Source organism: Paraburkholderia phenoliruptrix, assembly GCF_047325075.1.
Lineage (GTDB): Bacteria > Pseudomonadota > Gammaproteobacteria > Burkholderiales > Burkholderiaceae > Paraburkholderia > Paraburkholderia phenoliruptrix.
The window spans coordinates 1,762,416-1,777,499 of record NZ_CP168530.1; the positions used below are offsets into that span (position 1 = coordinate 1,762,416).

The window sequence follows — 15,084 nt, forward strand, 5'->3', positions numbered from 1 at the left end:
TGTCGTCCGCCTGCGATCAAGCCGCGCCCGACGACGCGAACGCCCCGCCACCCGCACGAAGCGGCAACCGAACTCACCGGTCCAATGCTTCCAGCACACTGAACGGCACGCCCTCGGTCACGATCTCGCGATCGCCGACGGCGCCCGTGCGCGTCGTCAGTTGCAGCATCACGTTCGGTCCAAAGCTGCGCGCGCTCGCATTGCGCTCCTTCACCTTCAGCTCGACGGCCATCCACGAAGCGGGGTCGTCGAGAATGCTCGCGTTGGCCGCCGCCATGTGCGCCTCAAGCCGCGGCTCGCCGCCCGCCTGCGCCAGTGCCGCCTCATTGGCGTCGAGCCGCAAGGCGGCGTGCCGGCGCAACCGGTAGCGCTGCACGTAGGTCAGATTGGGCCGCTGGTTTCGCCGCACGTTGGCGAGGTGTTCGTCGATGCGCTCAGCCGCCTGCGCCTCCGCCGACGGTTCGTGGCGCGCCTCGCCCGCACCGGCCGCGCCCTCGGCATAAAGCGCCGTGCCCAGCGCCGCGTTGCGCTCGCGACGCGCGCGAGCCTCGGCGGCAAACAGCGCGACCAGTTCGCCGCGCGCGGCGTCCACAGCGCGTGTGTAGGTGCGGGCATCCTGATACTCGATGTCGAGAATCGAGCCGCGGTGATTGAGCCGGCCGTCCTCGCGCACCAGCAGCAGCTTCGCCAGGCGGTTGCGCTCGCGCAGCGCCATCGTCGCGGCCGGGGCGTCGATCGAAAAAAGGCCCACGGTGCGCCGGCCTTCGGCGTCGAGCGGATGAGAAAAGCCCGGCGCGATGCCGCCGCGCAACTGCCAATGGCTGCCGATGCCGACGCGGTGTTCCTCGACCTGGACGCGGCCGCTGCGCTCGCGCGCCTCCGCGCTCTGGCGCGAGCGCTGCCAGCCGCCGCCCGCCGAGGGCCCGGTCCGCACCGACAGCGGATGGGTGCGCTTGCCGCTTGCCGGATCGACCACCGTTTCGCCGCCGAAGCTCGCCACCTTCAGCGTCGCGTTGGCGTCGAGCGTGACGCCGCGTCGCCGGTTGAGCGTGTAACCGTCGGTCCAGCTGACCGACACGTCGGGGTCGTCCCAGTAACGCGATGCGAGGCGGTTCCAGACACCCGCGGGCCCGTCGCCGTGCGCTTCGCCCGACTCGTCGAACAGATGCTCGACGATGCCGGCCAGCTTCGCGCGCAGCGTCGCGTCGTCGTAGCCGCTGCCGTCGGGCAACGGCCGGCGCGCCACGCGCAGCGTCACGCCGCGCGGCTCGCTGAGCTCCTGGGCATGCAGTGTGGCGTTCGCGACGAGCCCCGCGCGCAGCGCGGTCAATGCCGTCGTCATGTCGTAGCCGACGAGCAGCCCCGCGCCGACGTGATGCATGCTCGATTTCGCCGTGCCGATGAAAAGCGTCGCGCCGTGCGTCGAGCGGCTGATGTCGACCACGGCCTCGCGCGTGCGCGACGCGCGCAGGTCGAGGCGCGGCGACACAGGCATGCCGTGTCCGCGCAACACGGTCTCGATGGTGATGTTCAGGCCGCGCGTGCTGACGCCTTGCCTGCCGCCATCCGTGAGCCGCAGACGCTGCCCCGATTGCAGGTTCGCCGCCACGTCGAGCAGCGTTTCGCGCACATCGTCGACCGTGTTGGCGGCGCGCGCATCCGGCTCGTGCCGCAGGGCCGCGCGCAGCTCGTTTACCGTGTGCCAGAACGGCGAGCCGTGAGGCACGCCCGCGACCTTGCCCCACACGGCGAGCCGCTCGACGGTGAACGGTCGCTTCGCAAGCGTGCGGAACGGTTTGCTTCGCGCGAGCTGCTGCGGCGTCATGGCGAGCCAGCTGGCGGTGGCCTCGCGCGCGCTCGCCCGTACCCGGCGCGGCACCTTGATGTGCACCGCCGATCCCGCAGCGTCGGCCCCGGCAGGCCGCGGCTGCGTCGCTTCCCCGCACAGCACGTGAGCGCGCTGCGCGATGGCCCGCAGGACGTCGTCGTCGAGACGGCCCGGTGGAAAGCCGCCGCGTTCGAGCCAGACACCGAGCGCCGCGAGTTCCGCAAGCGAGGCCTCCGGCCGCGCATGAGCGAGCGCCGCGCGCGGACTCATCGCCGGGCTTTGCATGAGGTGCGGCAAGGCCGCTTGCAGGTGCTTGCGCACCTTTGCCTGTTCCGCGGCGATCGTCTTGCGCGGCACGCCTTGCGTGCCGAGGCGCAGCGCCGACAGCGGCGAGCCGTGCCGGCCGCGGAACATGCGCGGCAGCAAGGTTTTCCAGCGTTTTTCGCCGACGCGCGGAATCGTGTTTGCGGCGAAGCGGGCGAGGCGTTGCCTCGTCTGCGACAGCTCGCTGTGGCGCCCGTCTTCTCCGAACGCCTGGCGCCAAGCGAACAGCACGCCGTGTTGATCGGGCGTCAACGCGTCGCGTCCGTGCGCGAGCAAGGCCGATGCGGCGTCGAATGCGCGCGCGGCAAGCGGCGCGACGCTCGCGGCCTGGGAGCCCCGCGCGGGTGGCGCCGGGCTCTCCCGAAGCCGGTTGGCGCGCGCCGCCAGCGCGCCCGGTGCGAGATCGTCGGCATGAACCAGCTCGTCCGTGCCGAGCGGCTCGAGTGCATTGGCGCTCGTCAGCAGCGCTTCGATGCTAAAGCGGTGCAGATCGTCGTCGTAGGGGTTGAGCGTCGCTGTGCGCAATGCCGCGAGAATCGTGCGGCCCTCGCCGGAGCGCGCGAGCACACGCGCCGCGCGCCATGCGTCGCGCTCGGCGCTGCTCTCCGAACGGCGCAGATGCGCGGCGGCGAAGTCGAGCATGCCGATCCGCTCGATCATCACATGGGCCGACCGGCAATCGGCCGCGCCCGCCTGCGCGAGCGCGTCGGCAAGCAGCGCGCCGCGCAGGGTTGCCTGTAAGTCGTCGGAATCGGCGGGGGCGGTGTGGAGCGGCGCAGCAGCGCCGGTGTCTCCCGCAGTCGCACATAGTCGATGCAGACGGCCGGCGAGCGTCGCGGCGTCGTCTGCGTGCGCGGGGCCGGCGCTGAATCGCTGTTGCACGTAGGCGGTGAGATCGGCGCGCGTCGTGATGGTGTCCATGGTCAAGCACTGCGACGACGCGGTCGCTCCCGCTTCGGCTGTTGCGCGCGTGCCCGAAGGCGATTGCACCGCGTCGGGCACGAACTCCCGCGCGCTGCCGGCATAGGCGGCGCGCGCGGCCAGCAGCCCGGTATCCGCGAGCGGATTCGTGCCACACAGTGCGTGTCGTGCGGTGTCGGACGGCGGGAAGCGGCGATCGCCCGGCGCGTGATGCTCGGGTCCGGACGCGCTGCCATGCGTGCTGTGCTGGAACAGCGCGGTGCTCAGTTCGACGCGGCGCGCGCCGATCATCCGGGCCGGCCGGGCGAGCGCACCGCGAATCCAGCCGGGCAGGTGCCGCTGCGCCGGTTTCACGGAGGCGGTAGGTTCCTGCGCTTGCGCTGCGGCAGGCGCGTTTTCAATCAGACTGTCGGCGGACGAAACATCGAGCGGGCGATAGCGGAACATGTCGACGCGGCAGAAGGAGACCGCGTTGCACTATGTCCTCGCAATGTGACAGCCCAGTTTGTGCAGCGCCGCGCAATGCGAAGCGCGGCGTCGAATCACGAAGCGGCGATGTGCAGCTCCTGCGCATGCGGCGGTGTGTTCGCTGTGTCGTCGGCGGCGCCGGCTTCGAGGCCCGCGTTCAGCGCCGCGTATTCGCTGAGCCAGCGTGTGGCGGGCGTCTCCTCGGGCGCCTGCAGCGGCCGCGTCATTGCATAGAGGTAGCTGTCGCCTGCCAGCAGGCCGAGATTGGGGCGGCATTCGTAATGGGTCAGCTTCGCTTCGAGCGTAAAGCCGAGCTTTTCCATGCTGCTGTGCGCATCGCCGTCCACGGCGCAATACGCGTAAATGCGCAGAATCGGCGGCTGCGCGAGCATCCACGCCAGCAGCTTGCGCAGCGCATGCAGGCCGGCGCGGCGGCGGCGCGCACCGCCGCGCCGGCTGATCATCACGCCCACTTCGACGCGCGGCGGGTGCGGCCGCAGTTCGATCATGCCGGTAAGCCGGCCGCTCGCACGGTCCTCGAGCACCCAGCGGATCAACTCGCCGCTCCGCCAGCCTTGAGCGGAATCCTCGATGAAGGCGAGCGTCTCGTCGATCTGCGTGTGACGTCTGAAACTGAGGTGGCGTGTCGTGGCGACGTCGCCGAGCATTTCGTCGAAGAGCGCTTTAGCGTCGCGCGGCTCGGGCGGCCGCATCAGCAAATCGGCGGATTCGATCAGGGCGGGAAAGCGGAAAGGGGACATCGGCGATCTCCACGCGGCGCTTGATGCGGATTTGATGCGGATTCGATGTGGATTTCATGCGGGTTCGATGCGGGTTGGACCCGAGTTTGAAGCCATTGTCGATGCGAATCTGCACAACAGGTCGCAGGGGCTGCGAAGACGCGCGCGGGAATGCGAAGGTGCACAAGGGCAAGCGCGCGGGGCAAATCGCGGACCGGAACCCGCCAACGCAAACTCCAGCCATGCGCCGACACACACCCTTCGCCGCGCTTCGCATCGCCTGCCGTCATTTCGCGCGACGGGAACCTGTCGCGCCGGCGCAGGCTAAGGTGCCCTCATGGCGGCACACGTCGGTTTGCCGCGCCGAACCTGGGAGACTCCAACCGTGAGCAGCAAAGCCATTGCCGCATTGCCGGCGGCAAGCGTCGGCGGCATAGAGCGCGTGCACGACGGCGCGACGCACGAAAAAACCGCCAGGGGCGCCGCGCTCGTGCCGACGCGCGTCAAGCTCGTCGGCGAACTCGCGCTGCTGCGCGACCTTGCCCCGCCGCAAGGGCCGGGCGAGCCGCCCGGAACCGCCAGGTTCAGCCTGTCGCGCAAGGGCGGCGACAATCTGCCGGTACTGCGCAAGCCGAGCGTCGTGGTGATCCAGCCGGGCACGGCGCGCATGGGCGACGATGTCGCGTCTTCGTGGACCCGCACGCTGCCCGTTCGCCCGGTGCAAACGCAATTTTCCGAAGCGCCTTCGGTCGAAGAGAGCGCATTCGACGCAGCCGCCGCGAGAGAAATGCTCGCCAACATAGCGGTGCTGGCGGAATTCACCAAGCACGTCGGCGAGATCATTCACGGCGCAACGTGATGACGCGGCGGCCGAGCGGCTGCGCGCCCGCGTCGCTTCACGCGCGCAGCCACGTGAACTCGCCCGCGACAATCCCTTCGAACATCTCATCCGTCGATTCGATAATGCTCTTGCGCCAATAGCGGCCATGTTCCGCGTAATGCGCGAGCAGATCGGCGAGCGCGGCGCCGTCGACGTCGTAGGTCATCGGCACGCGCAGCACGAGCACCATGCCTCCCGTATCCGTGTCGAGTCCGAGCTGGGCCTGGTCCTGCGCATAGATCAGCAGGTTGGCTTCCAGCATCAGCCGGAACACGACCAGCGTGCGGCCGGCCGTCACCGTGCCGTAATGAAAATTGGCGTACAGCGCGTCCAGGTCGTTCTCGAAGTGTTCGAGCCGCACGTCGAAACCTTCCACCTCGATGGAGCGCGTCTGCAACACGTGCTCGGCATCCGCGAGACCGACTGTCGCGCACAGGTCGCGCACCAATGCCGCATAGCGCTCGGAACGATCGTTGGTGTCCACGTGGAAGGCCCGCGCAACTCAGTCACATTCTGCCGACGACGCAAAGAGCCGGCACGCGGCGAACCGCGAGCCGGCCGTTGAAATACCGCGATTGCGGCAACCGGCGGCGCACAGCAAACCTTTGAGCCGGTCCATGCCGGCTCGCGCCGGCCTGGCCGTGCCCGCTCGCCGCGCGGTCGACGGTTCAGTGGCCAGTGCCGCCCTGGATCGTCTGACCCGCGGTTTTCATGGTGTTGGCCACCGCACCTGCCAGCGACATCTGCAACGTGGCCTGAGCCGCGCCGATGGCAGCCGTGCTGCCTTGCGCCGCCATGCCGGTGATCGCACCCATTGCTGGACCGATAGACATAAGACCTCCTCGTTTTCGGGTTAAGAAGACATGCTGCCCTGTGTGACAGCCAGCCGCCGCCGCACAGCGCGAGCCTCGTGCCCGGCGCTTGCGCCGGTGGCGCGCCCTTCAGGCCGCGCCGCGTTTGTCCGCGAGCTGACCGACGATGCGTCCCGCGGCAAGCAGACCGCGATAGAGTTTCGCCAGATCGTTGCGGTCGAGCTCCGTTGCGCCGTGCGTTTCGCCCACGTTTTTCGCGGTCGCCTCCAGCGCCTCGCGGATCGCGGCAAGCCGCGGACCGCCTGCGGGGTCGGCGAGCGTCTTTTGCAGATCGTTGAAGTCGGCGGCGCACGCTTCGAGCGGTGCGTAGATGTTCGATGTCGCGGTCATGGGAACCTCACTTCGGTAGCGGCAAATAGGCGGTCGTGTTCGCCGCGCGCGCGGCGGGCGAGGGCGGCGTCGCGGGAATGTCCTCGACCGGCTGCATCACGCCACGCGCGGCGCCGCTCGTGACAATCTGCGAGCCGGCGGCAAGCGTCTCATTGGCAAGCCCGGCGCCGGCCGTTTGCTCGGCGCTGCTTTTCGCGGCGGCCTCGGCGTTGCCGTGCGTATCGGCGGGAGTGTTCGCAGCAGCAGCGGCCGCCGACGCAGCCGGATCTTCGGGCAGCGTATAGATATGCTTGACGCCGTCGGGCGTTTGTCCATATCGCACGTCGTCGGAGGACATCAGGAAGGAGAACGAAGGCGCCGAGGGCATCGTGTCTTCCGCTTGGGCGACGCGCACGCGCACGTCCTTCACGTTGTCGCTGAGATCGTGGCGCATTCGCGCAACGGCCGCTTCCACGTCGTGCGGATTCGCAGCCTTGCCGCTGATTTCGAAGGTGCCGCGCCCGGTGTACGCGACCTTGAGCCCCTCCATGGCGAGCGAATCCGCGATATTGCGCACGTCGTTCTGCGCGATGTCGTAATGCCGCGCGATGCGGTTCGGCGACATCCGCATGAGCATCTTGCGCACTTGCGTGTCTTCATCAGCGGTCGCGACCATGCCGCTCACGGTCACCGTGGAGCCGCGCGCCTGCGCGTGCAGCTCCTTCAGATGCGCGGCGGCCAGCTCGAGATTCACCCGCTGTGCGAGGTCGCCGGCGTCGCGCGGCAACGCGGCGCGGCTGACCGCCGTGGTCAGCATCACCGAACCGATCACGAGCAGTGCGCCGAGCATGGCGCAGGCGGACACGATGCCGGTCATTCTGCGGCGGCGCGAGCGCTCGGCGGCGCGGCGCGTTTCGTCCGGCTTCACAAGCAACGTGGAGAGCAGATCGAGATCGCTCGGCCACGCGATGTCGTCGGAGCCGATGCAGATGACCGTATCGCCGAACTGCATCGGCACGAACTCGAGCAGGATAACCGTGCCCGGCTCGTCATCGCCTTCCGATGCACGCATGTCGTCGGTTTTCGCCGCGTTGCTGTCGTGCCGGATGCTTTCGTTAGCGGCGAACTCGGACTCGACTTCGCCCTCTGACGCGGCCATGACCGGCCTCAAGCGGCGCGCGCTCACCACGCCGCCTGCATCGACGACAAGCGACACTTCGTCGCCGCGCCAGTCGGAGATGCGGATGTCGGCATCGTCGTCCGCGCCGATCCGGTGCGCGCCGGCGCCAAGACGCAGTTCCGCGCCGGCATGCACGCCAGTCAGGATACGCAGCAGCTTCGTCATGGAAAGCCCGTTGAAGGAATGAGGCGGCGCGCGGCGGCACGCCTTTCGACACTCACTCTAGCCGCCGCCGATGACGTTCCAGCACACAATGCGAAGCGGATACATGGAAAGCGAAACTGCGCACACAGGCGACCCAGGCGCGCTGCATCAGCTGCGCCCGGCCGCCATGAGCGCGGCGCCGCGCTGCACGATGCGCACGTTCATCGCGCGCTCGCGCATGGGCAAGGTCGAAGGCCTGCCGTACGCGAGCAGCAGCAGCGGCAACAGCAGATTCAGCCTGCCGGCGCGGCCAATTCGTTCCGTGGATGCGCGGCCTTCCACGGGCGCATGGCGAGAGCCCGGGCCTCGCGTTCGCGACGCGTCGATGAGACGCTGCCGCCACGCGGCGAGGCTCGCATCGCCGGGTGCACCGGTGTGCAACTGCACGCCAAGCAGGTCGATGAAGCGTTCGTGCAGCAACGCGTCGAGCGGCGCGTGCGGACGCGCGGCGGCCTCGTCGCGCAAGGCGAGCAGCGTGTCGCACCAGAGGCGCGGCAGCGTGTCGCGCAGATCCGTTGAAGGCGCTCGCGCCGCGACGAATGTCTGCAGTGCGTGAGGCGCTGCACGCGCGATCGCCGTGTGTCCGCCGCACACGCGAAACTGCGGGCGCGGTGCGTGATCGTCGCCTTCTGCGCCATCGCGCCCGTCATGCGATTGACCGCCGCTGCCGCGCCCGCCGCCTGCGTCGCGCGTGATACGGACCGCGTCGCCGCCCTCTGACGCATGCTCGCTCGCAGCGTTGCCGGTCGCGACGAAGGGCCGCCGCACGCCCGCAGGGCGCGCTGCCTGGCGCTTGCGCGCGTTGAGCGCCGCGAGCTTGCGTGCGAGCAGCGAACCGCGCAATGCCGCTTGCTGCGTGCGGCCATAGCTGAAGGTCGTCGTGCCGCGATACAACACCGCGAAGCGGGGCACGGCCGGTTGCTGCGAAAGTGGGCGAGCGGCATCCGCGTGCGCCGTTGGCGAGGCCGTAGCGACGGGTGTGCCGACACGCGTCATTGGGGCACCGCCGTGTGCATGATCTCGTTCGCGAAATGCAGGAGCGCCGCCGCCGAAAACGGCGCCGCGATCACAATCGCTATCGTGACCGCAATCAGCTTCACGCCGTGCGAGAGCGTCTGATCCTGCATCGACGTGATGGCCTGCAGGAACGACACGCCGAGTCCCACCAGCGCGGCCACGATCACAATCGGCAACGAGATGTACATGCACAGCAGCATGCCCTGCGTCGTGAAGCGTACGAGCGTGTCGATATCCATCTGGCGATCTCTCCGGTTGGCCGGCCAGCAGGGCCGCGCTAGCGATAGGTCATCACGAGGCCGTGAATCAGCGTCGACCAGCCGTCCATCACGACGAACAGCAGCAGCTTGAACGGAATGGCCACGTTCGTCGGCGTCACCTGGTTCAGACCCATGGCGAGCAGCACATTCGCAATGATCAGGTCGATGACGATAAAGGCAATGTAGAGCAGAAAGCCGATCTTGAACGCGTCGGTCAACTCGGTCAGCGTGAAGGCGGGCGCGAGCACGATGAGGTCGTTCTCGTGGAGGCTGGAGGCGGCGTCTTTCGGCCACACCACGTTCGCCGAGCGGATGAAGAAGCGTTTCTCGCGTTCGTTCGTGTGCTTCTGCAAGAACGTGCGGAACGGTTCGCGGGCGGCGCTGAACACCTGGATCAACGCCTGAGTGGGCTGGCCGGCAATGGCCTGCCCCTGCATGGACTGCATGGCCTGCATGCCGACCGGCGCCATCACGTAGAGCGACACGAGAATCGCGACGCCGTTGAGCACCATGTTGGGCGGCACCTGCTGCACGCCGAGCGCATTGCGCAGCAGGCCGAGCACGACGACGATCTTCGCGTACGAGGTGACGACCATCGCGACGAAAGGCACAAGGCTGATCGCAACGATGACGATCAGCAGCCCTGTGATGTCACTGAACTGGACCATCGCCGTGCGCCATGCGCAGAATGCGGATGCCGAGATGGTCGCCCACGGTGACGAGTTCGCCGTAGCCGATGGTCTGGCCATGCGTAACCAGCTTGAGCTGCGCTTCGGCGACCGGCGTCGGCAGTTCGAGCACATAGCCGGGGCGCAGCGCGTACAGTTGCGAGAGCGGCAGCGCGACGGTGTCGACTTCGAACTGGACGGGCAGATCGAGTTCGCCGATGTCGATCGGATTCGATTGCTGATCCGGCGCGAGCAGATCGTCCGGGCGAACGGGATCCAGCTCATCGGTCATGATGGGCTCCTTCGTGAGTGAAAGCCTGCGGCCTTCCAGGTTGACTTGCGCGTGAACGCGCATGAGGCCGGGCGAGCCCCAGGCCACGGTCGCGCTGGCAGGCCGCGCGATTGGCGCGGCGTGGCCGTCGGCTGCCTCTGCTGCGTGGGCTGCGTCGGCTTTGTCGACATGACCGGCGCCGCTCTCCGGCAGCAGCGCGCGCAAATGGCCCGGCAGCGAACGCAGCAGGACGTCGCCCGGTTCGAGTGCGCGCAACGTGTCGACGGGCAGGCGCCGCGAGCCGAGTATCAGACGTCCCGGCATCATGCAGCCGCCCAACCCCGATGCACTGGCATCTCTTCGCGACGAACCCTGCGCGGCAACAGCATTCGCCGTCCACGTGGCCGCCCGGGCGGCGTGCAAGGCTTCGAGCGCGTCGACGACGGCCGCCGCGACCCGCACGCGCGCGCGGTGCCGTGTTCCGTCAAGCAAGAAAGTGGCGTCGAATGCCGCACTATTCCCGGCGTCGGCTTCCTTGAGCGCGTGCGACCCGCTGTGCGCAAGCCGCGCGACGTGCATGGCGCCAAGGCCGAGCGCAGCGAGGCGCGTGAGGAGCGGCGCGAGCAGCACGCCGGCGACCGCGGTCCGCAACGCACGCGCGGTGTCGCCGGGCACCGGTGCGCGCGAGCCGTCGGGCAGCGCGGCAATGGCGAGCGCGGGGAACGCGGCGAGATCGAACAGCACGCGGATCGCCCCGGCCGGATGGGCGAGATCGAGTACGCCCGGCTGTTCGAAAGATGCGCGCGTGTCATGGGCCTCGCCTTCCACGCTCGCTTGCCATTCGACGACAGCCGCGTCGCGCTCGAGACACTGCGCGCTGCCCGCATGGCAGACGAGCCGCGCAAGGCGCGCCGCGAGCGGCGGCACGGCGGGCAGCGGCAGAGGGTCGATGGGTGCCGTATGTGCGGAGACATGCAAGCGGGGGTCCAGCGCGGCATGCGAGGCTGGGTCTTCAGCGGCAACATCCAGCCCTGGCATTTCGGCAATCGAATAACCCATGCGGCGTCGGTTCAAGGATGCGGCCTGCGTCGGCCGGGATCAACGATGGCGGCGCGCTCACCACACCGTCAGCTCGATGTCGCGCGGCGTGCCCCACGCGTTCAGCAGCGCAGCGAGCTCGCGTTCGAGCATCGCACTGTGGTCGAAGAGTAACTGCCGCGTTTCGATGCCGCGCGTGTCGAACCGAAGCGACAACCAGAAACGCGAAAGGGAGAGATACAGCGTCGTGTCCGGCAGAATGCGCTCGTCGAGTGCAATACGCACTTCCCAGTTGCCGGCGTCGCCGATGGCCGGGTCGGCGCAGAAAGCCGCGACCTCTCGCGCGAGCGAGCGCGCCAGTTCGAGAAAATGGCCTTGCGTGCGAAAGAGGGCGTCGACGGCGGGCATGGTCGCCGCCGGCAAACGCTGCAGCAGCGCGTCGTGCGCAGCCATGGCGGCTGCCGATGCCAACGCGCCGTCGTCTGGCGCATCGGCCTCGGGGCCGGCGCTCGAATGATGGGCGTGGCCATCCCGCGCGCGCAGCGCGTGCGCGCTGTTCCGGGCGTGTCCGCTTTCTTCGCCCGCACAGTCCGCTTGCGTTGCCGTCGCCGCTTCCTCGAACGACACGGGAGCGCGCTGCGCGCGCGTGCGGCGTACGAGGGCCGCGTAATCGAAGCGCCGCGCGCGCGCGGCGTCGGCATCGGCGGCGGGGCGCTCTCCGGTGTCCGAGGTAATGATGCGCAGCGGCCGCGGTTCGATAAGGGTCATGAGCGTGAACGGGGATGACGCCGGCGCGGCTAGATCGTCACGCGGCCGAGCGGCTGCAGTTCGACGTGCTCGCCGAGTTCCTGATACGAGTACACGGCGAGCCAGCCGAGCCGCGCCTCGATCATGCGGCGCGCGTAGCGGCGAATGTCCATCGAGGTGACGAGCGCGACGCCGTCACGCGGCGTATCGCCGACAAAAGACTGGATCCGGTCGATGAGGAAACCCACTTCGTCGGGCGGCAGCGCGAGGAAGTTGCCCGTCGGCGTCTGCTTGATGGCCTGGCGGATATGCTGTTCCACCGGCAGATCGAACAGCACCGCGGGCAATTGCCGCCCCGCGCCCGCCGCGCGATGCGCGAGAAAGCGCGCGAGGTCGCCGCGCACATATTCGGTCAGCATCAGCATGTCCTTTTCCTTCGCGCCCCACACGACGAGACTCTCCAGAATATTGCGGACGTTGCGGATCGGAATCTGCTCTTCCAGCAGCCGCCGCAGCACATCGGCAATGCGCTGCGGCGGCAGCACTTTCTGCACTTCCGCGACGAGACCGGGATAGTCGGCGTTCTGCTGATCGAGTATCCACTGCACTTCCTGAATGCCGAGAAAGAGCGACGCGTGCTTGCGCAACATCGCCACGGAGGCATGCGCGATCACCTGCTCGGCGCGCCACGCCGGTTGCTTCGGCGGCAAGCTCTTTTCGTCGATCCACCACGTGGGCCCCGGACCGCCGTCGAGTCCGCGGCGCTTTTCAGCCCGCGCATCGGCGGCAGCGAGCGTTTCGGCGTCGGCGGAAAGCGGCTCGCGCGTGCCGGTAAGCGCCGGGTCCGGCAGCATCACCTTGCCGGGCGGCAATTCGATCGCGCAATAGGGCACGTCGTGCATCAGCAGTTCGCAGCTCGATGCGGGCAATGCGTCGCTCGTCCACATCGTGATGCCGGGAAACGGCAAGCCGAGGTACTCCTGCAGACGTGCGCGTTCCGTTTCGAACGAGCGGTCGAGCGCGGCGGTCGACAGGCGCGCGACCAGGTCGGGCGAAATACGCACGCCGAGCGGACAGGTGAATTGCGGCGCGCGCGTGAGGATGGCGGGCGTCTCCGCTTTCGAGCCGGCGCGCTGCATCGCGTTGACGGCCTCGCCGGCATGCGTCGTGGCCGCGGGCTTGCGCTTGCCGAGCCGGTGGCCGCAAAACGCGAGGATCGCCGCGAGCAGCAGGAACAGGGAACTCGGGAAGCCGGGCACGGCGGCGAAGCCGAGCAGCAGCAGGCTCGCGAAGTAGAGCGCGCGGGCGCTCGCCGAAAGCTGCCGGCCGATTTCGTCGCCGAGCGACAGCGGTCGCGCGTCGCGTTCGTCCGAGACACGCGTGATCATCACGCCCGCGGCCACCGAGAGCAGCAGCGAGGGAATCTGCGAGACCATCGCGTCGCCGACGGAGAGAATCGAAAAGCGGTTCGCAGCCTCGCTCGCCGACATGTCGTGATACGCGACGCCCACGGCAATGCCCGCAATGATGTTGATCAGCGTGATGATGAGCCCGGCCACCGCATCGCCCTTGACGAACTTCATCGCGCCGTCCATGCCGCCGTGCAGCTGGCTTTCGACCGCGAGCGTGGCGCGCTTGCGGCGTGCCTCTTCGGGCGTGAGCAGATTCGCGCGCAAATCGGCGTCGATGCTCATCTGCTTGCCGGGCAACGCGTCGAGCGTGAAGCGCGCGCCGACTTCGGCCACGCGCTCCGAGCCCTTCGCGATCACAATGAACTGCACGGTCGTGATGATGACGAACACGACCATGCCGACCACGAGGTTGCCGCCCACCACCAGCTCGCCGAAACTTTCGATGATATTGCCCGCATCCGCGTGCAGCAGGATCGACTTGGTCGATGCAATGTTGAGCGAGAGACGGTACAACGTGGTGAACAGCAGCAGCGACGGAAACACGGAAAGCGACACCACGTTCGGCACGTACATGGTCACCATCAACAAGGTCACGCTGATCGTGATGTTGATGGCGAGCAGGATGTCGATGAGAAACGGCGGCAGCGGCAGAATCATCAGCGAGATGATTGCGACCACCAGCATCGCAATGCCGATTTCGCCGCCGGCGGGCAGCTTAAGTGTCTTGAACATTGCGGCTTTCCAGGTTGTCGCGCGGGTCGCGCGTGGGCGTGCCGCCCCGGTCTTCCATGTGGCGTGCACCGATCGCGTCGACCCAGCGCAGGATCGCGGCGACGGTCTCGAACAGTTCCTCGGGAATCGGCTCGTCGAGGCCGACCTTGTAGAGCGCCCGCGCAACCGGCGGATTGCCGATGATCGGCACGTTCGCGTCACGCGCGAAGCGCCGCAATTGCGCCGCGCTTTCGTCCATGCCGCGCGCGATCACGAGCGGCAGCGGATGCTCGGCCGGCGCATAGCGGATCGCGACCGCGTAGTGCGTCGGGTTGACGATGAGCGCATTCGCGAAGCCGACGCGCTGCGCGGGCGCGGCCGAGGTCGCGAACTCGCGCGCGAGCTTCTTGCGCTCCGCCTTGATCTTCGGGTCGCCGTCCATCTGCTTGCGCTCCCGCTTGACTTCGTCCTTGGACATCTTCAGCTTGCGCAGGAACAGCACGCGCTGCAGCTTGACGTCGACCACACCGATTACGATGAAGACCGCCACGGCCACAGCAAACACTTTGATCACGAGCGACCAGAAGAGCTTCGACAATTCCGGCAGCGGCTGATAGAGCGAACCGACGATCAACGGCAGAATCCACTTGATGGTGAACCACATCACCGCGCCGATGACGGCCGCCTTGATCACCATCTTCACGAGGTCGATGACCGTGCGCCACGAGAAAATCCGCTTGACGCCGTCGACGGGGCTCACGTGCTTGAGATCGGGCACAACCGGCCTGGTCGCGATCTGAAAGCCCACTTGCGGCATCAGCGCGGCCACCGCCGCCAACGCCGCGGCCCCGACGCAGGGCACGATGACGATCAGCGCCTCTTTGCCGAGATCGAAGAGCTTGCCGAAGATGAGCGGCTCGTCATGGCGGCCCGACGCGAATTCGAGCGCCGTGCTCACAATCGAGCGCAGCGCACCGCCGAAGCTCGCGGCCGCGAACGCGAGCACGCCCACGACGGCGGCCATCGTCGCGGCATCGACGAGGTCGGTGCTCTTCGACGTCTCGCCGTCCTTGCGCGTGTCGCGCAGCCGTTTGTCGGTGGGCTGCTCGGTCTTTTCTTCGCTCATGAGATCCTGCTCGGGTCACCGGCTGCGCGTCGTCCTGTTCTGCCTCGCCGCATGCGATGCCCGACGCGCGACGCTCCTTCGTAGCCCGACGGTAACGGGCCGTTCGCC

The 15,084-nt window shown here is 68.2% G+C and carries 14 protein-coding genes; 1 reads left to right on the forward strand and 13 read right to left on the reverse strand.

Annotated elements, in window-relative coordinates:
- Positions 1 to 73 precede the first annotated feature (73 nt).
- A complete protein-coding gene (locus ACEN8U_RS07820; protein ID WP_310107803.1) occupies positions 74 to 3,520 on the reverse strand; it encodes an autotransporter in 3,447 nt (1,148 codons plus the stop codon).
- 95 nt (positions 3,521 to 3,615) lie between these two features.
- Positions 3,616 to 4,302, reverse strand: a complete 687-nt coding sequence (locus ACEN8U_RS07825; RefSeq protein WP_310107805.1) for a GNAT family protein — start codon at positions 4,300 to 4,302, stop codon at positions 3,616 to 3,618.
- Between the two features lie 364 nt (positions 4,303 to 4,666).
- Between ACEN8U_RS07825 and ACEN8U_RS07830 the strand changes: the two genes are divergently transcribed.
- A complete protein-coding gene (locus ACEN8U_RS07830; protein ID WP_310107807.1) occupies positions 4,667 to 5,140 on the forward strand; it encodes a hypothetical protein in 474 nt (157 codons plus the stop codon).
- A 37-nt stretch (positions 5,141 to 5,177) separates the two neighbouring features.
- Here ACEN8U_RS07830 and ACEN8U_RS07835 read toward each other — a convergent pair whose 3' ends face one another.
- The 11 genes from ACEN8U_RS07835 to sctU form a co-directional block, all read right to left on the reverse strand.
- A complete protein-coding gene (locus tag ACEN8U_RS07835; protein ID WP_310107809.1) occupies positions 5,178 to 5,645 on the reverse strand; it encodes a CesT family type III secretion system chaperone in 468 nt (155 codons plus the stop codon).
- Positions 5,646 to 5,829: 184 nt separating this feature from the next.
- Positions 5,830 to 5,994: a hypothetical protein gene (locus tag ACEN8U_RS07840; protein ID WP_006047110.1), complete on the reverse strand. Its 165-nt coding sequence runs from the start codon at positions 5,992 to 5,994 to the stop codon at positions 5,830 to 5,832.
- Positions 5,995 to 6,102: 108 nt separating this feature from the next.
- Positions 6,103 to 6,363: a type III secretion protein gene (locus ACEN8U_RS07845; protein WP_310107811.1), complete on the reverse strand. Its 261-nt coding sequence runs from the start codon at positions 6,361 to 6,363 to the stop codon at positions 6,103 to 6,105.
- Between the two features lie 7 nt (positions 6,364 to 6,370).
- The gene (locus ACEN8U_RS07850; RefSeq protein ID WP_310107812.1) at positions 6,371 to 7,687 is read right to left on the reverse strand and encodes a secretion protein; all 1,317 of its coding nucleotides are present in this window, start codon (positions 7,685 to 7,687) and stop codon (positions 6,371 to 6,373) included.
- Positions 7,688 to 7,834: 147 nt separating this feature from the next.
- Positions 7,835 to 8,638, reverse strand: coding sequence for a hypothetical protein (locus ACEN8U_RS07855; RefSeq protein ID WP_310107814.1), 804 nt, complete (start codon positions 8,636 to 8,638; stop codon positions 7,835 to 7,837).
- Positions 8,639 to 8,718: 80 nt separating this feature from the next.
- Positions 8,719 to 8,982, reverse strand: coding sequence for a type III secretion system export apparatus subunit SctS (gene sctS, locus ACEN8U_RS07860; RefSeq protein WP_013341121.1), 264 nt, complete (start codon positions 8,980 to 8,982; stop codon positions 8,719 to 8,721).
- 38 nt (positions 8,983 to 9,020) lie between these two features.
- A complete protein-coding gene (gene sctR, locus ACEN8U_RS07865; RefSeq protein ID WP_310107816.1) occupies positions 9,021 to 9,671 on the reverse strand; it encodes a type III secretion system export apparatus subunit SctR in 651 nt (216 codons plus the stop codon).
- Complete coding sequence (gene sctQ / locus ACEN8U_RS07870; RefSeq protein ID WP_310107818.1) at positions 9,655 to 11,001, reverse strand: type III secretion system cytoplasmic ring protein SctQ; 1,347 nt, start codon at positions 10,999 to 11,001, stop codon at positions 9,655 to 9,657. The genes sctR and sctQ overlap by 17 nt, the downstream gene beginning before the upstream one ends.
- A gap of 57 nt (positions 11,002 to 11,058) precedes the next feature.
- Positions 11,059 to 11,748 carry a type III secretion system protein SctP gene (gene sctP / locus ACEN8U_RS07875; protein ID WP_310107819.1) on the reverse strand — a complete coding sequence of 230 codons (690 nt, stop codon included), beginning with the start codon at positions 11,746 to 11,748 and terminating at the stop codon, positions 11,059 to 11,061.
- A 29-nt stretch (positions 11,749 to 11,777) separates the two neighbouring features.
- A complete protein-coding gene (gene sctV, locus ACEN8U_RS07880) occupies positions 11,778 to 13,871 on the reverse strand; it encodes a type III secretion system export apparatus subunit SctV (RefSeq protein WP_413656879.1) in 2,094 nt (697 codons plus the stop codon).
- The gene (sctU, locus tag ACEN8U_RS07885; RefSeq protein ID WP_310107822.1) at positions 13,855 to 14,976 is read right to left on the reverse strand and encodes a type III secretion system export apparatus subunit SctU; all 1,122 of its coding nucleotides are present in this window, start codon (positions 14,974 to 14,976) and stop codon (positions 13,855 to 13,857) included. The genes sctV and sctU overlap by 17 nt, the downstream gene beginning before the upstream one ends.
- Positions 14,977 to 15,084 lie beyond the last annotated feature (108 nt).